Below are 23,858 nucleotides of genomic sequence, written 5' to 3' on the forward strand. Positions count from 1 at the left end.
GTTATTATTGCTGCTGTCATACTGCTTTACATATTAAGACCTGAGTATATAGTAGTTTCGGACATGGAGACAGATGCAGTGCTGTACTCTGCTGCTGTGGAAGAAGGAGAACGGTTTGCAGTGACATATATACATTCAGTGGAACGTTCTCCTGTAAAGGAAGTTTTTGAAGTAAGAGGGACAGATGTCTACACGATGGAAAGTCATACGGAATCGTTTGGAGCAGGCATGCCATACGAAGGGGATGAAGTCGAAATGGAGGACGGAAAGTTCATCATTAGAAATATCAACCGGCGTGTGCATGGCGGTGTGCTCAGGATCAGACCTTCTTCGGTATTTCCGCATCACATCGAGTTGGGTGATGATAGGATCACCATTTCGGAAGCACCATATAAGGGCAGAAATTTGGAAATCAAAGTAATCCGAAATTACTTTGGGAGGTGAATATGATGGAAGATAAAGATCGAAAGAGGATGATACAGGAACTGGAGGGTAGTGATCGGATTCTGGGCAGAAAGATGGCATTGATGGTTAGCATTGTGGCCATTGCGCTCGCCATGTTCCACTTGTATGTAGCAGGCTTTGGGCTGCCGGGTATCGGTTCCCGAACATTTCTGATCCTCCATTTGATACTTGGTATTGTATTGGTATTTCTTGTTTTTCCGATTAAGAAAGGAATGAACCAGAAGACAATCCCATGGTACGATCTGCTGCTTGCAGTCATTTCATTTGGAATGGGTGTCTATCTGATCAGACGACAGACGGCCGAGGCAATTTTATCTGCAAGGCCGACTGAGATCGATCTGATCATCGGCGCCCTGTTCATAGTGATTGTCATTGAAGCGACACGGCGTGTAGTAGGATGGCCGCTGGTTATTATAGCAGGCGTTTTTGTGACCTATTTTTTCCTAGGGGAATTCATGCCGGGACAGTTTTATCATAATCGCGGAGACTTCTCACGTTTCATCTATGAAATTGTTTATCGGAGCAATGGTATTTTTGGTACACCGATTTATGCTTCAGCGCAATTTGTCTTCATATTCATACTGTTTGGGGCAATACTGGAATCAACAGGGGCCGGTAAGATGTTCATCGATCTGGCGATACGGGGGTTCGGAAAGTTCAAGGGCGGCCCGGCCAAAGCGAGTGTTGTTGCCAGTGGTATGATGGGGAGTATCTCCGGGAGTTCGACTGCGAATGCAGTAACGACAGGAACATTTACGATTCCTCTGATGAAGAAAGTCGGTTTTCCGCCACACGTTGCGGGCGGCGTCGAAGTAGCAGCCTCCTCAAGTGGACAATTCCTGCCGCCGGTCATGGGTGCAGCTGCATTCATCATGGTGGAGTTTACAGGTATTCCGTATTATGAAATTATTAAAAGTGCCTTTATTCCTGCATTGCTTGCCTACGTAGGCATTCTATTCATGGTCCACTTCGAAGCAAGTAAACGTAATATTTCTGGTATGGAGCGTTCGGAGATGTCATCGGCACGTAAACTGTTGCTGAGGCAAGGGTATATGCTGGTTCCGATACTCATTCTGCTCTACTATCTCGTAATAGAACGCGCATCAGTCAATGCATCTGCATTCTATACGATCATCGCAATGATCGTTATTGCCTTGTTCACATACCGCTTCAAGGAACGTCTTGGAAGAACGATTCTCTATGCAGCAATACTGCTCGCCATTACGTTTTCAATGCAGTACTTGATCGGCTACGTCAACCAGGGGCTCGAAGGATTGAATGCAATCTTCGGTACAAGAGTGTTCAATACCGAAACCATCAGATGGAGGGACTCGATTTTCACAATGGTACTTGGTGGTGTGGTTGTGGCCTTGCTCTTCGGACTTTTCCAACGTTCGATGAAGCAGGAAAAGGTAACATCGGAATATGGATTCAAAGAGCTGTTTGAAGGATTTGATACAGCTTCGAGAAATGCCCTGAGTATCATTGTCGCCTGTGCCACGGCCGGGATACTGATCGGCGTCATTACGACGAGTGGCCTTTCCACAAAGTTCACAAGGATCGTCATCGACTTTTCGGATACGATAGAGGGATGGCTTCCAAACTTCATGATTACAGATAATACACAAATTTATATCGCATTGGTGCTGACGGTATTTGCATGTCTACTGCTTGGACTCGGGTTACCGACGACAGCAACTTATGTAGTGCTTGCCGCAGTCATTGCACCGGTGCTGACGGATCTCGGGCTGCCGGTTATTGTCGCCCATCTCTTCGTGCTCTACTACGGTGTGCTGGCTGATGATACACCACCGATCAATCTGCCGGCCTATGCCACAGCCGGTATTGCGAATGCCGGACCGATCCGGACTGGTGTGCAAGGTTTCAAGTATGATTCTGCAGCACTGCTTCTGCCATTCATGTTTGCGATCAACCCGACCATATTACTGATTACAGATGCGACGGCATTTGAAATGACATGGGCGGTCATTACTGCTGCCATCGGCATGGCAACATTCGCTTCGTTCATCCAGAACTACATGTTCACCAACTACAACGTCATGGAAAGGGTGGCAGCAGCGGCGACAGCACTTCTATTCATCCAGAGTGATTTTCTGACTGATGGTATTGCCGTTGGACTGTTCATCCTTATAGTGCTGTTCCAGCTCTACAAAAGAAGAAAAGAGAAACGTATGCCTGAAACTGCATGAGAGCAGGCAGCCGGACATTAAAACTGTCCGGCTGCTTTTTAATTTGTGTAATTTCAACAATATGCCGATAAAAGTTTGTTCCTGCATATATTTATCTCTATAATGGTTATTGTATACTAGCCGTATACTGTGAATATTGCAAATAACACTTGAAGCGGAGGATTTTCATATGAGAATTATTGTAGCAGGAGGGGACGGCTTCTGTGGATGGCCGACAGCCCTATATCTTTCCGAGAAAGGTCACGAAGTGACTATTGTTGATAACTTGGTAAGACGTAAGATTGATGACGAATTGCATTCCAATTCAGTTACACCAATCGCCTCTCTACAGGAACGTGTAGACAAATGGAGAGAACTCACTGGCAAAGAAATCAAAGTCTATGAAGGGGATCTGAACCACTACGATTTCCTGAGCCTTGTCTTCAAGAACGAGCGTCCTGAAGCATTCGTGCATTTTGCCGAACAGCGTTCAGCACCATACTCCATGATCGACCGTGAACATGCGGTATATACACAGCAGAACAACGTACTTGGCAACCTGAATGTACTTTATGCAATCAAGGAGTTCGAACCGGATTGCCATCTGATCAAACTGGGTACAATGGGTGAATATGGTCAGCCGAATATTGACATTGAAGAAGGCTATATCGAAATCGAACATAAAGGAAGAAAGGACACACTGCCCTTCCCGAAGCAGCCTGGATCCTTCTATCATCTTACAAAAGTGCATGATACACATAACATCATGTTTGCCTGCAAAATCTGGGGCATCCGTGCAACAGACCTCAATCAGGGTGTCGTCTATGGTCTGAATACTGAAGAAACGAAGAAAGATCCTGTGCTGGCAAACCGTCTGGACTATGACGGTGTATTCGGTACGGCGCTCAACCGCTTCGTCATCCAGTCGGCAATCGGTCATGATATGACAGTATATGGTTCAGGCGGACAGACACGTGCGTTCCTGAACATCAAAGACACAGTACGCTGTGTGGAAATTGCTGCTGAAAATCCAGCGGATCAGGGAGAATTCAGAGTATTCAACCAGTTCACCGAATCTTTCTCAGTACAGGATCTTGCTGAAAAGACGAAGCAGGCTGCTGCAGAACTTGATATTGAAGCGAATATCACGAGCATTGAAAATCCACGTATTGAAAATGAAGACCACTATTATAATGCAGTCAATACAAACCTGATCGACCTTGGTCTTGAGCCGCATCTGCTGACTCAGGATGTACTCAAGGAAATGCTTAACGAAGCTCTGGAACATAAAGACCGCATCATTGTAGAAAACGTCCTTCCAAAAGTGACTTGGAAATAAAGAGAGGTAATCCGTATGAAGATAGCGATTGTCACAGAGACATTCCTGCCATCTACAGATGGCATCGTGACCAGATTGACAAATGCAATAGACTATTTTATACGGGAAGGCCATGAAGTCCTGGTCATTGCCCCAGATCTTGGTGTATATGACTATAAAGGAGCGAAGGTGGTCGGCATAAAGCCGATCACTTTCCCTTTTTACAGGTATAGAAAGTGGGGGTTCCCGTCCCGCAAAGTGTATCATGAACTGAAAAAATTTCAGCCGGATGTTGTCCATGCAGTCAACCCGATCCTTCTGGCAACAAGTGCAGTAAAAGCGGCACAGAAGCTGGACATTCCACTTGTATCTTCCTATCATACGCATCTGCCGAAGTATCTGGACTACTATAAGGTCTACAAGCCGGCAAAACCATTGCTATGGTGGTACATTAAACGCAATCATAAAAACGCGGATCTCAACCTGGTCACATCAAATACAATCCGTGACGAACTGGACGCCGAGGGCATCAAAAGACTCGATGTCATTCCACGAGGTGTGGATGTCGTCCATCGTCATCCGGATTATAGGGATGAAGAAATGCGGGAACGTCTGACAGGAGGAAAACCTTCCAACAAGCTGCTTGTGTTCATCGGTCGTATTGCAGTGGAGAAAGAGATACCAAAACTTCTGCCATTGCTCGAGCAGCGTCCGGATATCAGTCTGGCAATCATCGGTGATGGGCCGGCGCGCGCAGATATTGAAAAGCGTTTCAAAGGCACCAATACAATATTCACCGGCTTTCTTCATGGAGAGGAGCTATCCAAAGCATTCGCTTCAGGAGATGCATTCATCTTTCCATCAGTATCCGAGACGCTCGGCCTCGTCATCCTTGAATCGATGGCATCCGGTCTACCACTGATCGGCGCAAAAAGTGGGCCGACAAACGAGCAGGTGGAACATGGTGTAAACGGTATGCTTTATGAAAACGAAAACTTGGAAAGCATGCTCGAAGCAGTATCCGTGCTTGAGGATGAGGAAAAGCTTGAAGCGATCCGGCAGAACGCCCGCGAGACGGCGATGGGCTATTCCTGGGATGCAACTTCCCAGAGACTGGTCGATTTCTATATGGAAGCAAGAAACAGGCACTCTGTCGGCAACAGAAATATGTAACGGAAAGGAAGATATTCATGCGTATGGTAGATATCATTGCTAAAAAGCGTGATGGTGGGGAATTATCCAAGGAAGAAATCGATTATTTCATCACAGGGTATACGGAAGGAGACATTCCTGACTATCAGGTTTCCAGTCTGCTTATGGCAATCTTTTTCAACGACATGACCGAGGAGGAGCGCGCGAACCTGACAATGGCCATGGTCAAGTCAGGGGACGAAATCGATCTCTCGGCAATTGAAGGTGTAAAGGTCGATAAGCATTCCACCGGCGGCGTCGGCGATACAACAACACTTGTACTGGCACCACTGGTTGCAGCGCTTGATGTACCGGTCGCCAAGATGAGTGGTCGGGGCCTTGGTCATACAGGCGGCACAATCGATAAACTGGAAGCGGTCGAAGGCTTTCATGTTGAGATCAGCGAACAGGAATTTACAGATCTGGTGAATCAGAATAAAGTTGCGGTCATCGGCCAGTCCGGCAATCTGACTCCGGCAGACAAGAAGCTCTATGCTTTGCGTGATGTTACGGCGACAGTCAACTCCATTCCGCTTATTGCGAGTTCGATCATGAGCAAGAAGATCGCAGCAGGTGCAGACGCCATCGTACTCGATGTCAAAACTGGTGACGGTGCATTCATGAAAAATGAAGAAGATGCCATTGCGCTCGCAAAAGCGATGGTTGCCATCGGCAATAACGTTGGCCGTAATACGATGGCCATCATCTCCAGTATGGCAGAACCACTTGGCCGTGCGATTGGGAATGCACTCGAAGTCAAAGAGGCAATCGATACGCTGAAAGGCGAAGGGCCGGAAGATTTGACAGCACTGTGCCTGGAGCTCGGTGCCCAGATGGCAGTGCTCGGTGGTGCGGCAGAAACATTGGATGATGCTAAGGAGAAGCTTCAGGCAGTCATTGATGATGGCCGGGCACTTGAGAAGTTCAAGAGTTTCCTTAAAAACCAAGGCGGTGATTCATCCGTCGTCGATGATGTATCCAGGCTGCCACAGGCAGAATATCAGTTTGAAGTGAAAGCAGATAAAAGCGGCTACGTAGAAGAAATTGCTGCCGAAGAAATCGGCATTGCATCTGCCATGCTCGGCGCAGGACGTCAGACGAAGGAAGATGAAATCGACCTCGCAGTCGGTCTTGTTCTGCAGAAAAAGGTTGGTGACCGGGTAGAAGAAGGCGACACCATTGCTGTCATCCACAGCAACAAAGAAGACGTCAGAGATGTGGAACAGAAGATCGTCGGCAACTACAAGATCGGTGAGACCCAAAATAGGATAGAACTGATCAAACAGGTCATTACAGAATAAAGCGGCTCATTTGTACTGCACCCGGAAAGTTGGAGTTTAAACTCTAACTTTCCGGGTGTTTTTTATGTTTTGAGAGTACCTGTAATCACGAGATCCTTCTGTTTTTCGCAGCATACCTGGTTGCGCCCAAGCTTCTTTGCGATATAAAGATGTTCATCGGCTGTCTTATACAGTTTTCCGATCCTGTCCACCTGTTCTGGATAGGATGCAAGTCCGATGGAGATGGTGATGCCGATAAACTCTCCCGTATGCATGATATAGCGGCTGTGTTCGATAGTTGTGCGGAGGTGTTCGGCGATTTCGAAAGCTTCGTCTCGTGTCTTGCCTTCCAGGATGATGGCGAATTCTTCTCCGCCGTTACGGGAGAGGATGCCTGCTTTACCGACGACCGACTGCATTTTTCGGCTGACGGCCTTGAGCATTCTATCACCTTCAGGGTGCCCGAAACGATCATTGAAGGACTTGAAGAAATCAATATCCAGAATCATCAGGGAAGCACTTTTTCCAGGATTCAGCGCATCGACCTTATTATCAAAGGTTCTTCTGTTGTATAGTCCGGTCAGACCGTCCACAGATGCTTCCTCTTCATACTGTCTGAAAAGGCGATGGGAGCGGGTCATGTAGTCTATCAGTGATATGCTCAGTACCAGACTCATGGAGGCCAGGAGGAAATAGTAGAATGCAATTTCCGCGGCTATAAGGATACTTCCTGTATTTGCGAGAAGCGACAAGTAATACAATATAACGACAACAAGTATCAGGGTAATCCCCAGCACATGGTCGGACAATCTCTTCAAGATCCTGTAGGTGATGAAAACACTGGCCATGACAGTCAGCAGAACTGACGGCGATACGGTTGAAATGGCCCATGGCGAAAATATGACCCATGCGAAGAACATGGTTGAGCTCAGTAGAAATGCTCTTGCGCTGCTGAACATGAGCACCAGTACCAGTGCGACCATGCTGAGACTGAAATAGCCATCGTGCGGGGTACTTACAGCATAGTAGTTGAGTAGGATGGAGATGAAACCGCCCATCATCCCCGCGAACACCATTTCATAAAGTCCGCTCTGAAGCAGCGGTTCCATCTTCCATTTGATCTGAAAATACAGATACAGGAATGCTACCAGCATAGAGAGCAGTACGATCATATCCAGAAACATAATTTTCCTCCAGTAATTGTTAGTATAATAGCACCATATTGCTTGAAGATCCAGGGAAAGGAGTATACTTATCTATGTCTTTTGTGAGATAATGTAACTTGATTACCAGTTTCTACTATAACATAATACTGTACGCTATTATCTTTAATTCGAAGCAATGAAGAAAATTCCTACTAATGTCTGATTGGAATATATTATTTAATATTGAATTAAAAAATGTTTATTACATTGATTGTAAGTATAATAAAAGAAACATAAAGTGAGGAAGTGTGGAAATGAGCGAGCGTGTGGAAGTTCATGTAGTAGAGCCAGATGCAGTATTTCGTCGTATTCTGATCCGGACATTAGAAGATGGAAATGACGCTGAGAAGCTGGGTGTCCATGGATATTCGGACGGTTATGACTTCATGGAACGCTATAGCTATGGGGAATCGAGGTGTGTTTATATAATCAATGACATCCTCCCCAAAAAGAATGGCATTGAACTTGTGCAGCATATACGTAGATTGGATATCGAGGGTGTCATCTATTTTATGACACGTTCAAATACTGAAGAAGAAATGGTGTATGCATTGAATATGGGTGTGGACAGCTACTTCATAAAGCCATTCAACCTGAGAGTTTTCCAGGCCAGAATCAATCGGCTGATCAATCGGGGAGAAAATCTATGGGTATAAATATAAGCCTTGGATTTGTTCTCTGGTGTATTCTTGCTTTGCTTGTCATCCTTGTAGTACTTGTTCTGGTTTTCATCGCTCAATCACAGCGCAGGATCAGAAGAAGGGAAGCAGTGGCTCACTATATTGAAAACCATTTTGATGGCTGGTATGAATATTTGACCAAAGGTCTGGGAGGTGACGTACTTCCGAAATCAAAGAGGTCGGATATAGAAGCGATTGAAAAGATTTTCTTTGCTTTTACGCAGAGTGGATCTTCAAAGGATATCGACAGACGAATCATCCAGTTTGGGACAGAGCATTTTGGAAGCTACTATAAAAAGCAGCTCAAGAGTGGCAGATGGGCTTATAGGGTCAATACACTGAGTAAACTGATAGAATTCAAGCTGCCTGGTTTTGAAAAAATATTCGCTAATGAGGAGATACTGCGACTGAGCAAGTATGAATACTTTCTCTTCCTCACCTACCTGTCCATATTTGATATGGAACGCTTCTCATATATTTATTTTATGCGGAGGGATTTATCAGAATATGAGAATAAGAAAATTTTCAACCGGCTGAGTGACAAAAAAGCTGAAAAGCTGATGAATCGCTTCGAAGAGATAACATTGCCCGGGAAATATGCTCTGATTGGCAGAATAGCACTCATGCCATCCGGAACTTCCATCGAGTGGTTGGAATCGCTGCTTGGCAATCGTACTCCGGAAGTACGGATACGTGCACTGAAAGCCATCCAGACAATCGGCCTGGTACAGGAATCCTGCCGCTATGACAGGTTCTACAATTCCGATGTATGGGAGGAAAGGATGCTCGTCACCCGCCTCGCGCCACTGATCGGTGAAAAATCCATTCCTCAACTGAAGGACAGGCTGGATGATCATCATGAAATGGTGAGAAGGGAAGCGGCTCGTTCCTTGTCGAGATTCAAGAAACCGATGGCTGAATGGGCCGTTCCAGTGCAGCGGGAGACGCTGACAGTACAGAAGGAAGGTGAGAAGTGATGGATTGGCAAAGTATCGGACTTGTACTTGGATGGATCATTCTCATATACGTGCTGAGTATCACGGTCTTCTATATTCTGATGATGGCTTTTGCCTACCAGGCCCTGTCAAAAAGAAAACTGCTTGATGATGAGATGCTTGATGACGACCTTAGAACCAACCTCTTCACCAAGCCGGTCTCAATTCTCGTACCTGCCTATAACGAAGAGGCAGGCATTGTAGAGAGCCTGCACTCCCTTATCAATCTGAGGTATCCGGAATCGGAAATCATCGTCATCGATGATGGCTCGAAAGATAGTACTGCCGAGACGGTCATCGAAGCTTTCAGCATGAAGCGGGTCTACCCTGAAATCGTCCAGCATATTGAGACAAAAAAGGTAAATAAGGTGTACCAGTCGAAGCTTCATCCGAAAGTCTTCATGATCATGAAAGAGAATGGTGGTAAGGCGGATGCACTGAATACCGGTATCAATCTTGCCAGGTACCCTTATTTCTGTTCAATTGACGGAGACTCCATACTGGATGAGAATTCACTGCTTAAAGTCATGCGTCCCATCATTGCATCCGACGGTAAAGTTGTCGCCGCAGGCGGCAATGTCCGGATTGCGAACGGCAATGATATACATTTCGGATCACTCGTCGAACGGCAGCTGACACGCCGACCGGTCGTCATGATGCAGATCATCGAATACTTGAGGGCATTCATGCTCGGACGCATCTTCCTGAGCCGCTTCAACATGGTACTGATCATATCGGGTGCTTTCAGTGTATTTTCAAAGCGTACTGTCATTGCGGCAGGCGGCTATACCCCAGGTGTCATCGGTGAAGATATGGAGCTGGTCGTCAAAGTCCATGAATATCTGCGCAGAATAAAATCGGATGAGCGTATCGAGTTCGTACCGGAGCCTGTATGCTGGACTGAAGCGCCGACTTCCCTCAGGGTGCTGAGACGCCAACGAAGAAGGTGGAGTCAGGGGCTTATAGAGAGCCTGTGGCGGCACAAGCATATGACACTGAATCCGAAGTACGGCAGAATCGGCCTTTTTGCCTTCCCTTACTTCTGGCTGTTCGAGGCACTCGGTGCAATGATAGAGCTTGGCGGATATATCTATATTATTGCTGCCTTCTTCCTCGGAAACCTCTATGTAGAGATGGCGCTCATGCTGATGCTTGCTCTGATCCTCTACGGATCCATCTTTTCGTCCTTTTCACTACTGCTCGAGTCATGGACAACGAAAAACTACACGCGCCCCCGCACTATTCTGGTAATGGTGCTTCTGGCACTTTCAGAAACATTCTGGTATCGTCCGCTGACACTGTTTTGGAGAATAGAGGGAATATATAATTTCATGCGCAAAAGACATGACTGGGGCAAGATGGAACGTCAAGGACTGGGAAGAGGGAAAACATAAAAATGAAGAAGTACATCATTATCGGTATTTTGATCGTCGCAATCGGAGTTGGAATATACTTCGTCTTCGGCAACAGCCAGGAAAGAGAGGCGCATGAAATACAGCCTGCCCGGATCGCTGGAGACCAGTTTGAAGTGAAGACACCGGATGGCTGGGAACAGATGACCATCAAAGGCGTCAATATGGGGATGGCCAAACCTGGCACTTTCCCGGGCGAAGCAGCGATTACAGAAGATGAGTACTATCGCTGGTTTGAACAGATTGGTGAGATGAACGCAAATACGGTGCGTGTATATACTCTGCACCCGCCAGGTTTCTATAAAGCACTTGCCCGTTATAACAATAGAAATGAAGAAAATATCTATCTTATGCATGGTCTATGGGCTGATGAAGGCAAGATGCACGATGGACTCGATGCATTTGATGAGGCTCTGAATGAAGAGTTCGACCAGGATATGCTGAATGTAATGGACGCAATTCATGGAGGCGGTACTGTTGAAGCTGAGCCTGGCAAGGCTTCCGGCAATTATACAAAAGATGTATCAGGCTACGTTATCGGCTGGGTCATGGGTGTCGAGTGGTACCCACCATTTGTCGTCGGAACCAATGAGAAACATGAAGATATCGGCCAGTATGATGGTAGCTTCTATCGTACTGAAAGTGCTTCTCCATTTGAACATTGGCTGGCACAGAAGATGGATTACATCTCAAATTATGAAAATGAAACATATGGTTCACTGCGTCCGATGAGCTTTACAAACTGGGTGACAACGGATATTCTGGACCATCCATCCGACTCCTCGGATATGGAAGACCTTGTGAGCGTCGATCCGAATGTCATCTATACAAAAGGTGAGATGGAAGCGATCGGCCAGTATGCTTCATATCACATCTATCCATACTATCCGGACTTCCTGAATAATGATGAGAAGTATTTGGACTATACGGATCACAGAGGAGAAAAGAACAATTATGCGGGCTATCTCAATGAAATGGTCAAGGAGCACCGTCTGCCCATTCTTGTAGCTGAATTTGGCGTGCCGGGCTCTCGTGGACTGACCCACCGTAATCCGTTTGGCTGGGACCAGGGTTTCCATTCGGAAAAGAAACAGGGTGAAATCATCACGCATCTCTACGAAGATATCATCGAAGAGGGCATGCTTGGGGGACTTGTCTTCACTTGGCAGGATGAGTGGTTCAAGCGTACTTGGAACACAATGGATTATGATGATCCGGATCGCCGTCCATTCTGGTCGAATGCACAGACCAACGAGCAGCAGTTCGGACTGCTGAGCTTTGATACCCACAAGATCAAAGTGGATGGAGAGGCTACCGGCTGGGAAAATGATCCGCTGTATACAGGTGATGGAACGCTCAAATCATTGACAATGGATTCTGATGAGAGATATCTCTATCTGAAAGTGGAGCATGACCCTGGATTGGAAGGGAGTATAAACATTCCCCTCAATATTGTGTCCGAGCAGGGGAATCATACACTGGATGACCAGGTCGAATCGGAGGATGGCATCGATTTTCTTATCGATATCAATTCCGAACAGTCCAGAGTAACAGTGGATGACTACTACGATTTCTTCGAAATCCAGTATGGACATACGCTTGAAATGATAGATGTCAAAGGTGAGCCAAAAAAAGATTCAGGAGTTTTCAACTCGATCCGTCTTGCACTGAACAAGGAATACTACCTGCCTGATAGAGGTGAGACGCTTCCATTTGAATCCTATGAAACTGGGCTGCTACGTGAAGGGATCGGCGACCCTGAGGCGGAAGGATATGATTCCCTGACAGACTACAACTGGAATCGTGAAGAAGGGGTACTCGAAATCCGCCTACCTTGGCAGCTGATCGGCGCGCGTGACCCAAGTCAGAGGGAATTTATCGGCAATATCGTGGAAGATGGCCTGGAAGCTTCAGTGCAGATCGATGGTATCGGTATCGGTGCAGTGGTGATGGATGGCCAGCATGTTGTGGATAGCCTGCCGGCTGTGGAAAACAACAGGATACCAGCTCTGACAACATATACGTGGGAAAAATGGGATCTCCCCGAGTCGGATGAGCGACTGAAGAAATCCTATGATATTCTTAAAGAAACATTTGGAGCACAGCAATAGAAAAGAAGATGGGACTGCAATGCATGCAGCCTCCATCTTCTTTTATTTTTTACAGACTGGCCCCGTTTGGATTATAATGAAGTAAACTGACTGTGGAGGCCGATCATGATAACGAACTGGATACCGCAATTCGAATTGCTGGAACAGAGGTACCAGCAGAAACTGAAAGACCAGTATCAACTGCTCGACAAGGAAGAAATCAAGAAGGTTTACGTCGATACATATCAGAATCCGTCGTCTGTAAATATGGATTCCATCAGGGAAGTTCCGTATGCGACACCGGGCGAACTGGATGAAACCATGCTCCACGATATTGCCTACAATGCCATGAGCAAGGGACAGGTGGCAGTACTGCTGATGGCTGGTGGCCAGGGGACGCGGCTCGAGCATCAGGGTCCGAAGGGCACATTTTCTTTCGAAGGCCGCTCTCTTTTTGAACTCCAGGCAAGCCAGCTGAGAAATTTTGAAGAAAAAGTAAAGACGCCTGTGCAGTGGTATATCATGACGAGTGATATCAACCATGAGGAGACAATCGCATTTTTCGAATCCAATCGCTATTTTGAGCTGGATCCTGCAAATATCCATTTCTTCAGGCAGGAGCATTTCCCCGCATTATCAAAGGATGGTGAACTGCTGATCACAGCACAGAAGGATATTCTGCTGACACCAAACGGCAATGGTGGCATTTTCAGTGCATTGAAACAGAGTGGGATGCTTGAAGACATGAAAGTTCGGGGCATTCAGCATGTGTTCATGAACAATGTTGATAACGTTGTTGTAAAAGTTGCCGATCCGCTGCTCGTCGGTCTTCATATCCAGAATGATAATGAAGTGACTTCGAAATCCATCGCTCCGAAACCGGGGGAGAGTGTCGGACGCCTATGTCTTGTGGACGGCAGGAAAAGTGTTGTCGAATATACGGAACTGCCTGAAGGTGAAGAAGAGGCATTCAAGAATGGCAATATCGGCATTCACGCATTCAGCATGGACTATCTGGAGAAAATTGCAGATATCAGACTGCCCTACCATCTCGCATTGAAAAAGTTGGAGCATATGAGCAGTACATTGCAGGTTGTAAGAGAAGAAGTGCTCAAATTCGAGAAATTCTACTTCGATGCATTTATGCATGCTGATACCCACATGACACTGCAGGTGGATCGTAAAGGTGAATTCTCTCCGCTGAAGAATAAGATGGGCAAGGACAGTATAGAGACAGCCTATAAGGATCTTGTGGATGAAGGCGTATTGTGATGTTTCTCCGGCAGAATGGACCTCATAAGAAATTGTATTGGAAAAAGCATGGGGTGGGAGAAAGGATCGAAGAGTCCCTGAAACATATTGTGCCATTATCCTTCGGGGAAGAAGTGGGCAATAGTGTGAGTCATGGTGTAGCGGCGCTCATATTCATATTCATGCTGCCGTTTACAGCAATATATATGTATGAGCAGGGCGGAGCGCTGCACGCGGTGGGTGGTTCGGTATATGTCATCAGCATCCTGCTCATGTTCCTTACGTCGACGCTGTATCATTCGATGGCGCACAACACTCAGCACAAATACATCATGCGTCTTTTGGACCATAGTCTGATCTACGTTGCGATTGCTGGTACGTATACACCAGTGGCACTTTCAGTGATTGGAGGCACTTGGGGCATTATTTCTCTTATCATCCAGTGGGGAGCAGCAATTTTCGGCATCCTCTATAAGGTGCTGAGCCCCAAAGTGAACAGTAAAGTAAGTCTTGGCTTCTATCTTGTAATGGGTTGGATGGCAGTACTCTTCTTCCCGCAGATCATCAGCAATACGCCCTGGATGTTCATCTTCATGCTGACCCTCGGTGGTGTCAGCTATACAGTTGGCGCATGGTTCTATGCTCAGAAGGAGCGCAAGTATTTCCATATGATATGGCATTTCTTCATCATCGTTGCGAGCATCCTGCACTATATCGGCATTGTCTTCTACATTTACGCATAGCCTAGGTGTTTTTGATTTTTCTGTCCAGTTTGTTATGATAGTTAATGGTGAAATCAAAACGGGAGTTGATTGGATGAAAATCGTCTTTTATGGGGCGGGCAATATGGCAAGTGCCATCTTTATAGGTATGATCGAAAATCGTGTAGTCGAACCGGAACAGATCTATTTGACGAGCAGAAGCCAGCAGGAGAAGATCATGTTCTTTAAAGAAAATCTCGGTGTCAACGTTTCCTATGATGATACAGAACTTCTGGATGATGCGGACTATGTCATCCTGGCAAGCAAACCTCAGAGTTTCCCGGATGTCGCCAAAAGAATCCGACCTTACCTTGAAGAAAAGACAAAAATAGTATCCGTCATGGCAGGCACCCAGATCAAGACAATCCGACGTGAGCTGCGGACGGAAAATCCGATTGCAAGAATCATGCCGAATACCAATGCGATGGTGCAGCATTCCGTCAGCGGCATTACCTACTCCAGAAATTTCCCTGATAAGGACCAGCTTGTGGAGCTGATGGAAAGTTTCGGCACGACAGTGGTGATCGAAGAAGATGTCATGCATAACATCACCGCTGCAACAGGTTCGGGTTCAGCATTTTTGTATTACATCTATGAAAAATATGCGGAAAGCCTGATGGAACTAGGGTTCGATGAAGAAGAAGCACTGTTTCTGACGAGGAATCTGGTCATCGGTGCCGGAAAAATGGTGGAGGATTCAGAATTGCCATTCAGTCAGCTCAGGAAGAACATTACATCCAAGAACGGCACAACTGAAGCGGGGCTTGATGCTCTCGATGGAGAGGGTATCAAAAGAATACTCACTGCAACATTGAATGCGGCGGCAAACCGGAGTGAAGAGTTGAGTAAAGATGATGAATAGCATCAGCTAATGAATTTGTGGAATAGGAAGTGCTTCATATAGACTGTATATGAAGCACTTTTTGTGAGGAGGAATAAAATGAAGACGCTATACTATAATGGTTCAATATATACAATGAAGGCACCTTTCGATACTGTTGAGGCACTGGTTGAAGAAAATGGCATGATAATTGAAACAGGTCCAGTCGAAGTACTCCGTGACCAGGTGGATAACGAAGTAGACCTTGAAGGCGCGACAATGCTTCCTGGATTGACAGATACCCACCAGCATCTGATCATGCTCGGTAAAAGACTGAAGTCGCTGGCATTGCATGAAGTGACAGATCTTGAGGATATGAAGCGACTGGTCAGTACATATGAGTCGACGGAAAAATGGAACCTCATCCTTGGCTACGATGAAAACAATTTCCCTGACCAGTACCGCCCATCCCACGAAGAGCTGGATGCATTGACGGATAAGCCGACACTGCTGACGCGTGTGTGCCAGCATGCCGGTGTCGTCAATACGCGAGGATTGGAACTGCTGGGGATAGACCGTACAGTGGCCGATCCTGAAGGCGGCTATTACGAACGGGATGAAAATGGAGAGCTGACAGGCTGGGTCTATGATAAGGCCTTCGAAGCCATCAGGGATGCGACAGTCGAGGATGATGCAGACTCGCTGAGTGGTGACATCGAAACGGCGGTGGATCATCTGTATACTTATGGCATTACGAATGCGCATACTGAAGATATGTCATACCACGGTCCTTACCAGCTTCCGTTGGAAGCCTATAGGAAAACGCTCGGGCCGGACCGCAAGAAATTCCGGGTCAATCTGCTCAGGCATGAGCGGATATATGATGAAATGGTCCAGGATGCCCCAGAGTTTGTGGATGACTGGATTGAAGAGGATGCGATGAAGCTGTTCATGGATGGTGCATTCGGTGGAAAGACCGCTCTCGTCAATGCACCATATGAAGGTACGGATGACCATGGACTTCAGATCCATTCGGTGGAAACGCTTGAATCCCTGGTCAGAAAGGCGAGATCGAATGGAGATGCGATTGCTGTACATGTCATCGGTGACAAGGCAAGTGAGCTTGTCATTGACGCAATCGAACGATATCCTGTTCCAGAAGGCAAGCACGATCGTCTGATCCACTGCAGTCTGCTGGATGCGACTCTTATTGAGCGGATGTCCAGACTGAATGTGATTTGCGATATCCAGCCGACATTTCTGACGTCCGACATGCCATGGGTGGAATCCTATCTGGGTACAGAACGTCTGAAGTACCTCTATGCTTTCCGAACAATGCAGGAATATGGGCTGCTGCTTGGCGGCTCTTCCGATGCACCGATAGAGGCAGTCAATCCACTGCTTGGCATTCATACGCTTGTAACACGTAGGGGAAAGACGGGCGTATATAACGAAGGAGAGATTGTCAGCCGGTATGATGCCTTCAGGATGTATACTCATAATGCTGCGAAAATAGTCTATAAAGCAGATCGCGCTGGAATGATAGAGCCAGGGTATTACGCAGATTTTGCCATATTCGATCGGAATGTCATGACAGTCGATGCAGATGAACTGCTCGAAACAAAAATTGAAAAAACAATCGTCGACGGTACTATCGTCTATGATGCACATAACTAGAAGGAGGGATTCTATGGGTTTGAAAATCAGTATTTTTGGTGCTGGGCATGGCGGTATCACTGCTGCTGTTGATATGACTGAGAGGGGCCATACTGTGACGCTGTACCAATCTCCGCAGTCCAGGAAAGATCTGAGCAAGATAGAGGAGACGGGTGAAATCAATTTCAAGGGCTCACCTGTAAAAATTCATAGATTCACAAGGGAAATCTCAGAAGCGGTACATGGACATGATGTCCTGATGCTGGCTATACCATCCACTGCAGTCGAGCCTGTTGCAGAAAATATTGCACCGTATCTTGAAGATGGCCAGTATGTCCTCATCAATAGCGCAAGCGCAATGTGCAGCATCCGCTTCAAAAGAGTCCTGCATAATATGAAGGCGGATGTTGACGTTAAGGTGGGAGAGACGATGTCACTCACCTATGCTTCGAGGTATCATCCTGAGCGCAATGAAGCGGAACTGATCGGCTATAACAAACATAATTTGTTTGCGGCCTATCCTTCCCGACACACCGAAGAGATGCTCGAAGTTTTCAATCGGATGTATGATCATCTGAAGCCGGCTGAAAATATCATCGAAACAACGCTGAATAATGGAAATCCTGAGAGTCACCCCGGCCCTTCCATTCTGAATGCAGGAAGAATTGATTATGCAGGCGACCAGTTCTATCTATATAAAGAAGGCATCACCGAACATACAGTGAATGTCATCCATCGTATCGACCAGGAACGTCAGGCAATATGTGAAGCACTTGGCTTCGAAGTGCTTTCCAAATCCAAACGCAGTGTGAGAAGTGGATACTTCGAAGAGAGTGAATCATTGAGGGAACAGTACAATAATTCCAAGATACTTAGAGAAATACTCGGGCCAACCGACCTGGAAAATCGCTATGTAACAGAAGATGTATCGAATGGGCTGGTATTGTGGGCAAGCATCGGGGATATGGTGGGAGTAGACACGCCAGTAATGGACTCTATCATTACATTGGCAGGCGTACTCCTCGAGCGTGACTATTTCAAAGAAGGTGTCACATTAAGCAAGCTCGGCATAGAAAAAGTCAACAGTGAAGAGCTGAACCAGCTGATGAAATACGACAGCACACGTGATTAGAAGAAAAACCTCCGACTCTGTCGGAGGTTTTTTGTGTAGCTTTATTCATTTTCTACATCTTTCTTATAGTACTTTTTGGAGTTGAAGTATTCCTCTTTCAACTCGATGATTTTTGGTGACAGTATGATTACGGCAATGATATTCGGCATTATGACGAAGAACAATGTCAGGTCAAGGAAGGCCCATAGGATTGTGGCACCGCCGATTGCACCGATGACGATTGATATGACATAGAGTGCCTTCATTACTGTACCGGCCCATAGACCGAATAGATACTCCGCCTGTCTGGCACCGTAGAAAACGACTACAGTGATGGTGGAAAAGACGAAGATGACGAGTGCTAACGAGATGGCCGTGCTTCCTAGCGGTCCAAATGATTCTGCAAAAGCACGCGCTGTAAGTGATTCGCGGACGCTCTCTTCATGGGCATCATTATGCTGCCAGACACCTGTCATTATGACGACAAGCGCTGTAACGGTACATATGATCAGTGTATCTACCACAATTGCAATGACTGACCAGAGTGCCTGACGAATAGGGTGGTCGGTTTTAGCAGCCGCATGGGCAATCGGAGATGTACCAAGACCTGCTTCATTACTGTAGACGCCTCGCGCAAAGCCCCATCGTATGGTTTCAGCAAGTACTGCCCCGGCACCGCCGCCAAGTGCAGCTGTCGGATTGAATGCTTCTGTAAAGATGAGTGAAAAGGCAGCCGGCACTGATGAGAGGTTCATGAAAATGATGATCAGTCCTGCAAGGATGTAGAATCCGGCCATGATGGGCACCAGGAAGGATGTAACCTTGCCGATACGTTTAATGCCTCCAAACACTACTATGCCTACGGCAACTGCCATGATGATCCCTGTAATCAGCGGGCTGAATGAAAATGAATCTTCTATTGTACTGGCTACGGAATTACTTTGTACCATTATGCTTGGAATAAGTTCGATCAGCAGGAAAACAGCATACCAGGCAGCAAGCACTTTACCGACAAGCGGCCATTTGATTCCATTTCTCATATAATATGTAGGGCCACCAACATATTCCCCGATTTCATTTTTTTCACGGTAATGCATGCCTAGAGTTGTCTCACCAAATTTCAGCGCCATGCCGAAGACGGCGATGACCCACATCCAGAAGACTGCACCCGGTCCCCCAAGCATGATGGCTACAGGCACCCCGACAATATTGGCGGCGCCAATTGTCGAGGATAATGCTGTAGTCAGTGTCTGGAAAGGGGTGATGGTTCCTTTGCCAAATGGTTTTTTACCCACCCTGCCAATAGTCTGTTTGAATATATATACAGGGTAGACAAATTGAAAGAATTTCAGTCTGATCGTCAGATAGACACTTGTGAAAAGGAGCATGATGATGATTGGATAGCCCCATAGAAAATTTGATACTGCTGTAATTATCTCCATGTCGTGTTCTCCTTTAAAGCTGCATTTTTTCTTGTCTACTCATCAGGAAGAGCGTATACACTTGTGCTTTGGCTACCTGAGATGAATTCTCCAAATCCTTCCTCGTCAATGACGATCGTGTCCTCACGATTTCCTGTAAAATCCACCCATTCTTCTCCACTGCGTGCTTCACCGACATACATTCTTTTGACGCCGTCTTCAAGTCCATTCGATACGACGACTGCACAGCCGGAGTCTTCCACTTCCTCTTCACCGAACCGGACCCATCCGATAGTGTCGGGATGGTCAAAATAGTCGTCCTGTTCTCCGAGTGCCCGGACGTGTCGCGCACGAAGCAGGGGATCTATCGCTTCGGGCATACCTGCTTTGGCCTCTTCCCCTTCCCCATCAATACCATAGTAGTCACCATAGAATACACATGGATAGCCGTCCTGCCGGAGAAGGATAAGTGCGTAGGCGGACTGTTTGAACCAGTCGTCTACGAAGGATTCCAGCGACTCTCCAGGCTGGGTATCATGGTTGTCCACGAAAGTTACTGTATTCCAGGGAGATTCTTTAATCAGTGTGCCTTCGAAAATCTGGGTCAAATCATAATCTTCCTTTTCGTTTGCCGCTTCAAACAGATTGTAGTGGAGGCCGACATCGAACAGATCGATATCAAATTCGACATCTTTCAGGAAGCCTTCCTTAGCTTCCACTTCGGGATTCCAGAATTCACCGAAGAAATAGATGTCGCGGTCAGCGTGTTCAGTCACCGCATCGATAAATTCGCTGATGAAGAGGCTGTCTATATGTTTAACTGCATCCAGTCTGAAGCCATCAACGTCCAATGTATCCGTGAGCCATTTGCCCCATTCTATCATCTCTTCTCTGACATCCGGGTGGTCATAATATATATCCGCAAACATCAGGTAGTCGAAGTTGCCCTTCTCCTCATCAACATTTTCGCTCCAGTCCTTATCTTCTCCGACGATCTTGAATATACCGGTACGATCTTCTTTGGCATCGTAGTCGACACCAACAAAATGGGTGAAGTCCCATTCGAATGTGCTGTATTTACCTTTACGTCCGGGGAATGTGAAACGCGTGTAGCCCTCAATATCGAAGGGTTCTGATATTTCCTTGTCACGATCATCCGGATCCACTTCAATGACGTTGAAGGTTTCAGTATCATCGCCGCCTGCCTTATGGTTCATGACGAGGTCGATATATACCATCAGGCCTGCTTCTCTGCATGCCTTTATCGCCTTCTCAAGCTGTTCGCGTGTGCCGTATTTTGTACGGACAGCTCCCTTCTGATCGAATTCTCCCAGGTCATAAACATCATATACTGAATAACCCGGGTTGGATGGATTGTCAGCTTTGGTCGGTGGTGGCAGCCACACAGCATCAATGCCCATGTCTTTGATCTTTTGTGCATTATCCTTCAGACGATTCCAATGCTTGCCGTCGTCCGGTACGTACCATTCAAAATACTGCATGAGTGAAAAATTCATAGTGGTCAACGATCCTTTCTATAGTTCGTACCTCTATATAGCCTGTTCAGACACCTTGTAATCATAGAAGTTTCAAAAATAAAGATCGATTCAGTCATGTGGACATGAAATGGGAGGGTGGGATGGTCTGCCATCGACTTATCACAAAGTATTAAGAACTTTTGTATTTTATGCATATCCGGATATGTTATCATGATGGTATTGAATCTAGCCTATAGAAGGAGAATTTCTAATGGTCACTAAAGAACAAGTGGAAGAAATAGTTGGTAATATAAATGATCCGATCCTTAACGTTCCTATTAAAGATACGGATGGTATCAAGGAAATCAGTATCAAGGAAGAGAAGAAGCATGTGAGTGTCAAAGTGGCAATCGGCCGTCTTGGCGGTCAGGAGCAGCTTGACCTGCAGATGAAGGTGGTCAATTTTCTGAAAGAAGCGGGTGCAGATACAGTCGGTCTGCGCTTCGATGAACTGGACGAGTCGGTGATTGAAAAGCACCGTGGCACAGCAGGCAGTGAAGTAGAGAACAAGTTCAAGGAGAATGATACGCAATTCATCGCTGTCGCATCGGGCAAGGGCGGTGTCGGCAAATCGACCGTCGCAGTCAATCTGGCTGTTGCACTTGCTGAAAAAGGCAAGCGAGTCGGTTTAATTGATGCAGATATATATGGATTCAGTGTACCTGATATGATGGGTATCACCGAGAAGCCGGGGATAGAAGATAAGACAATCATTCCAGTTGAACGCTTCGGAGTCAAAGTGATCTCAATGGCTTTCTTCGTGGAGGAGAATACACCTGTCATATGGAGAGGGCCGATGCTTGGCAAGATGATCAGCAGTTTCTTCAATGAAGTGGCATGGGGGGAACTCGATTATCTGCTGCTTGATCTGCCGCCGGGGACAGGGGATGTTGCGCTGGATGTCCATCAGCTGCTGCCTCACAGCAAGGAGATCATCGTCACAACACCACATCCGACGGCCGCATTTGTTGCAGCTCGTGCGGGCGCGATGGCCCAGCATACAGATCATGACATCATCGGGGTAATAGAAAACATGAGCTACTTCGAGAGCGAACTTACTGATGAGAAGGAATATGTCTTTGGTAAGGGTGGCGGAGAGAAACTGGCACGTGAACTTCAGGTGCCATTGCTCGGACAGCTGCCTCTAGGACAACCTGAATGGAACGAGCAGGATTTTGCACCTTCCGTCTACTCTGAAACGCATAAAATCGGCAGTATATATAGAAGCATTGCAGACAATGTAATAAAAGAAAGCGAATAATCGCGGAGGAACTACAGTATGACATCGAAATACCTGGTAAGATTCTATTTTAGGACACTGCTCCTCGGTATGGTGGTCACAGCCATCGTGAGTCTGTTCACTGAATATCAGAATGTAACGCGTTATTTATTTGAAGGGCAGATCGGCGAATTTCTGGCCGGACTGGTCTGGTTTCTCGGCTATGGACTTCTGATCGCAACTGTCAGTCAGGTCGCTTTCTTCATATATATGTTCATCCACCCATTGGGAATGGGCATCTTCAGAAAGCTATGGCCCTATGTACAGCTGCTGCTTGTGATGTATGCAATATTCGACCTATTCTATGTCAGGTTCTACAGACTAGGTATGGAAGCTGGTCATGTATGGAGCTATATATGGATTCCGATTATTGTCATTGTAGCTGGCTTCATTGTTGCCAGATGGAAGGACAGGACAGCACCAGGCGGCAATCTTTTCATTCCGGCTCTCTTCTATATGATATTCATGACTTCCATTGCACTGATCCCATTTTTGAGTGTAGAAGATACTTCATGGATATACAGATCAATATTTACACTGATCATATGTAATGCATTCCAGCTCCTGATGCTGCCGAAATATATAGAGGCATCGGAAAAGGAAAAGGCAGAGCGGGGAAGAGTGACCAAAGCAGAACTCAATGAACAGAAAAGAACTGCACAGCAACAGGAGAATATTCAGCAGCAGAAGAAGGAAAAAGCCCAGATTGATAAAAGAAATGCTTTGGAGTATAAAAACAAAACACGTCAAAAAAAGCGTCATGACAAGGGTTAGGAGGCAGTGCGATGCACTGCCTCTTTCTTATTGTGTAACACTACAATATTAAAATCATTCAAATCGTTGACACTCAGCTTGCCACTTGGTATGATATGAAAGTCGCCAAAACAAGGACGGCAAAAACAAGCACCACACAGCAAATTGCTTCCAAAAAGAAATTGAAAAGTGGTTGCAATCGAATTGCTGAAGTGCTATAATAGTAAAGCAGTCAAAACAGAACATTGAAAACTGAATGACAATATGTCAACGTTTAATTCCGATAAACGGATGTCCACGGACATCACTTGGGCGTCAAGTAAAAACGCAACGGAGTCAGAGAACTTCCAATTATGGAGAGTTTGATCCTGGCTCAGGATGAACGCTGGCGGCGTGCCTAATACATGCAAGTCGAACGCGCGGATCAGGAGCTTGCTCCTGTG

At 46.3% G+C, this 23,858-nt stretch carries 19 protein-coding genes and 1 rRNA gene; 17 read left to right on the top strand and 3 right to left on the bottom strand.

The window, feature by feature from the left end; genetic code table 11:
- The first annotated feature begins 63 nt into the window (after positions 1-63).
- From GQ671_RS11320 to GQ671_RS11340, 5 genes are all read left to right on the top strand, one after another.
- Positions 64-444, top strand: coding sequence for a DUF1850 domain-containing protein (locus GQ671_RS11320; RefSeq protein ID WP_246153247.1), 381 nt, complete (start codon positions 64-66; stop codon positions 442-444).
- A gap of 5 nt (positions 445-449) precedes the next feature.
- Entirely contained in the window at positions 450-2,675 is a 2,226-nt protein-coding gene (locus GQ671_RS11325) for a TRAP transporter permease (protein ID WP_160657174.1), read from the top strand.
- 169 nt (positions 2,676-2,844) lie between these two features.
- Positions 2,845-3,993, top strand: coding sequence for an NAD-dependent epimerase/dehydratase family protein (locus tag GQ671_RS11330; protein ID WP_160657177.1), 1,149 nt, complete (start codon positions 2,845-2,847; stop codon positions 3,991-3,993).
- Between the two features lie 15 nt (positions 3,994-4,008).
- Positions 4,009-5,145 carry a glycosyltransferase family 4 protein gene (locus GQ671_RS11335; RefSeq protein ID WP_160657180.1) on the top strand — a complete coding sequence of 379 codons (1,137 nt, stop codon included), beginning with the start codon at positions 4,009-4,011 and terminating at the stop codon, positions 5,143-5,145.
- Positions 5,146-5,162: 17 nt separating this feature from the next.
- Complete coding sequence (locus GQ671_RS11340; RefSeq protein ID WP_160657184.1) at positions 5,163-6,464, top strand: pyrimidine-nucleoside phosphorylase; 1,302 nt, start codon at positions 5,163-5,165, stop codon at positions 6,462-6,464.
- A 62-nt stretch (positions 6,465-6,526) separates the two neighbouring features.
- Here the strand turns inward: GQ671_RS11340 and GQ671_RS11345 are convergent, their stop codons facing one another.
- On the bottom strand, positions 6,527-7,627 hold the full coding sequence (locus tag GQ671_RS11345; RefSeq protein WP_160657187.1) for a GGDEF domain-containing protein: 1,101 nt from the start codon (positions 7,625-7,627) through the stop codon (positions 6,527-6,529).
- Between the two features lie 275 nt (positions 7,628-7,902).
- Between GQ671_RS11345 and GQ671_RS11350 the strand changes: the two genes are divergently transcribed.
- The 9 genes from GQ671_RS11350 to GQ671_RS11390 all read left to right on the top strand — a co-directional run bounded on the left by GQ671_RS11350 (position 7,903) and on the right by GQ671_RS11390 (position 18,445).
- Positions 7,903-8,304, top strand: a complete 402-nt coding sequence (locus GQ671_RS11350; RefSeq protein ID WP_160657190.1) for a response regulator transcription factor — start codon at positions 7,903-7,905, stop codon at positions 8,302-8,304.
- The gene (locus tag GQ671_RS11355) at positions 8,295-9,305 is read left to right on the top strand and encodes a HEAT repeat domain-containing protein (protein WP_160657193.1); all 1,011 of its coding nucleotides are present in this window, start codon (positions 8,295-8,297) and stop codon (positions 9,303-9,305) included. The genes GQ671_RS11350 and GQ671_RS11355 overlap by 10 nt, the downstream gene beginning before the upstream one ends.
- Complete coding sequence (locus GQ671_RS11360) at positions 9,305-10,717, top strand: glycosyltransferase family 2 protein (RefSeq protein WP_160657196.1); 1,413 nt, start codon at positions 9,305-9,307, stop codon at positions 10,715-10,717. Before GQ671_RS11355 ends, GQ671_RS11360 begins: the two co-directional genes overlap by 1 nt.
- A 2-nt stretch (positions 10,718-10,719) precedes the next feature.
- Positions 10,720-12,846 (top strand): hypothetical protein, encoded by a 2,127-nt coding sequence (locus tag GQ671_RS11365; protein WP_160657200.1) that lies wholly within the window; start codon positions 10,720-10,722, stop codon positions 12,844-12,846.
- A 105-nt stretch (positions 12,847-12,951) separates the two neighbouring features.
- Complete coding sequence (locus GQ671_RS11370; protein ID WP_160657202.1) at positions 12,952-14,097, top strand: UTP--glucose-1-phosphate uridylyltransferase; 1,146 nt, start codon at positions 12,952-12,954, stop codon at positions 14,095-14,097.
- A complete protein-coding gene (gene trhA / locus GQ671_RS11375) occupies positions 14,097-14,819 on the top strand; it encodes a PAQR family membrane homeostasis protein TrhA (protein ID WP_160657205.1) in 723 nt (240 codons plus the stop codon). Before GQ671_RS11370 ends, trhA begins: the two co-directional genes overlap by 1 nt.
- Positions 14,820-14,892: 73 nt before the next feature.
- Entirely contained in the window at positions 14,893-15,699 is an 807-nt protein-coding gene (proC, locus tag GQ671_RS11380; protein ID WP_160657208.1) for a pyrroline-5-carboxylate reductase, read from the top strand.
- A gap of 78 nt (positions 15,700-15,777) precedes the next feature.
- Entirely contained in the window at positions 15,778-17,334 is a 1,557-nt protein-coding gene (locus tag GQ671_RS11385) for an amidohydrolase (protein WP_160657211.1), read from the top strand.
- 13 nt (positions 17,335-17,347) lie between these two features.
- Positions 17,348-18,445 (top strand): NAD/NADP-dependent octopine/nopaline dehydrogenase family protein, encoded by a 1,098-nt coding sequence (locus tag GQ671_RS11390; RefSeq protein WP_160657214.1) that lies wholly within the window; start codon positions 17,348-17,350, stop codon positions 18,443-18,445.
- A gap of 41 nt (positions 18,446-18,486) precedes the next feature.
- Here the strand turns inward: GQ671_RS11390 and GQ671_RS11395 are convergent, their stop codons facing one another.
- Together GQ671_RS11395 and GQ671_RS11400 are read right to left on the bottom strand one after the other, a co-directional pair.
- A complete protein-coding gene (locus GQ671_RS11395; RefSeq protein ID WP_160657218.1) occupies positions 18,487-19,866 on the bottom strand; it encodes an alanine/glycine:cation symporter family protein in 1,380 nt (459 codons plus the stop codon).
- 35 nt (positions 19,867-19,901) lie between these two features.
- On the bottom strand, positions 19,902-21,347 hold the full coding sequence (locus tag GQ671_RS11400) for an alpha-amylase (RefSeq protein ID WP_160657222.1): 1,446 nt from the start codon (positions 21,345-21,347) through the stop codon (positions 19,902-19,904).
- A 247-nt stretch (positions 21,348-21,594) separates the two neighbouring features.
- Here GQ671_RS11400 and GQ671_RS11405 point away from each other — a divergent pair, with 247 nt between their 5' ends.
- From GQ671_RS11405 to GQ671_RS11415, 3 genes are all read left to right on the top strand, one after another.
- Positions 21,595-22,644 (top strand): Mrp/NBP35 family ATP-binding protein, encoded by a 1,050-nt coding sequence (locus tag GQ671_RS11405; protein ID WP_160657225.1) that lies wholly within the window; start codon positions 21,595-21,597, stop codon positions 22,642-22,644.
- A gap of 18 nt (positions 22,645-22,662) precedes the next feature.
- Positions 22,663-23,436, top strand: a complete 774-nt coding sequence (locus GQ671_RS11410; RefSeq protein ID WP_160657229.1) for a KinB-signaling pathway activation protein — start codon at positions 22,663-22,665, stop codon at positions 23,434-23,436.
- A gap of 329 nt (positions 23,437-23,765) precedes the next feature.
- Positions 23,766-23,858 (top strand): 16S ribosomal RNA (locus tag GQ671_RS11415); the annotation flags it as partial.

Source organism: Salinicoccus hispanicus (assembly GCF_009831115.1).
GTDB classification, from domain to species: Bacteria; Bacillota; Bacilli; order Staphylococcales; family Salinicoccaceae; genus Salinicoccus; species Salinicoccus hispanicus.

What these genes read in the sequence shown, in the direction of transcription:
- GQ671_RS11385 (WP_160657211.1), top strand. Translation starts at nt 15,778, where the DNA reads ATGAAGACGCTATACTATAATGGTTCAATATATACAATGAAGGCACCT.
- trhA (WP_160657205.1), top strand. Translation starts at nt 14,097, where the DNA reads ATGTTTCTCCGGCAGAATGGACCTCATAAGAAATTGTATTGGAAAAAG.
- GQ671_RS11365 (WP_160657200.1), top strand. Translation starts at nt 10,720, where the DNA reads ATGAAGAAGTACATCATTATCGGTATTTTGATCGTCGCAATCGGAGTT.
- GQ671_RS11405 (WP_160657225.1), top strand. Translation starts at nt 21,595, where the DNA reads ATGGTCACTAAAGAACAAGTGGAAGAAATAGTTGGTAATATAAATGAT.
- GQ671_RS11345 (WP_160657187.1), bottom strand. Translation starts at nt 7,627, where the DNA reads ATGTTTCTGGATATGATCGTACTGCTCTCTATGCTGGTAGCATTCCTG.
- GQ671_RS11355 (WP_160657193.1), top strand. Translation starts at nt 8,295, where the DNA reads ATGGGTATAAATATAAGCCTTGGATTTGTTCTCTGGTGTATTCTTGCT.
- GQ671_RS11390 (WP_160657214.1), top strand. Translation starts at nt 17,348, where the DNA reads ATGGGTTTGAAAATCAGTATTTTTGGTGCTGGGCATGGCGGTATCACT.
- GQ671_RS11335 (WP_160657180.1), top strand. Translation starts at nt 4,009, where the DNA reads ATGAAGATAGCGATTGTCACAGAGACATTCCTGCCATCTACAGATGGC.
- GQ671_RS11320 (WP_246153247.1), top strand. Translation starts at nt 64, where the DNA reads ATGGAGACAGATGCAGTGCTGTACTCTGCTGCTGTGGAAGAAGGAGAA.
- GQ671_RS11330 (WP_160657177.1), top strand. Translation starts at nt 2,845, where the DNA reads ATGAGAATTATTGTAGCAGGAGGGGACGGCTTCTGTGGATGGCCGACA.
- GQ671_RS11400 (WP_160657222.1), bottom strand. Translation starts at nt 21,347, where the DNA reads ATGCAGTATTTTGAATGGTACGTACCGGACGACGGCAAGCATTGGAAT.
- GQ671_RS11395 (WP_160657218.1), bottom strand. Translation starts at nt 19,866, where the DNA reads ATGGAGATAATTACAGCAGTATCAAATTTTCTATGGGGCTATCCAATC.
- GQ671_RS11350 (WP_160657190.1), top strand. Translation starts at nt 7,903, where the DNA reads ATGAGCGAGCGTGTGGAAGTTCATGTAGTAGAGCCAGATGCAGTATTT.
- GQ671_RS11410 (WP_160657229.1), top strand. Translation starts at nt 22,663, where the DNA reads ATGACATCGAAATACCTGGTAAGATTCTATTTTAGGACACTGCTCCTC.
- GQ671_RS11370 (WP_160657202.1), top strand. Translation starts at nt 12,952, where the DNA reads ATGATAACGAACTGGATACCGCAATTCGAATTGCTGGAACAGAGGTAC.
- proC (WP_160657208.1), top strand. Translation starts at nt 14,893, where the DNA reads ATGAAAATCGTCTTTTATGGGGCGGGCAATATGGCAAGTGCCATCTTT.
- GQ671_RS11325 (WP_160657174.1), top strand. Translation starts at nt 450, where the DNA reads ATGGAAGATAAAGATCGAAAGAGGATGATACAGGAACTGGAGGGTAGT.
- GQ671_RS11360 (WP_160657196.1), top strand. Translation starts at nt 9,305, where the DNA reads ATGGATTGGCAAAGTATCGGACTTGTACTTGGATGGATCATTCTCATA.
- GQ671_RS11340 (WP_160657184.1), top strand. Translation starts at nt 5,163, where the DNA reads ATGCGTATGGTAGATATCATTGCTAAAAAGCGTGATGGTGGGGAATTA.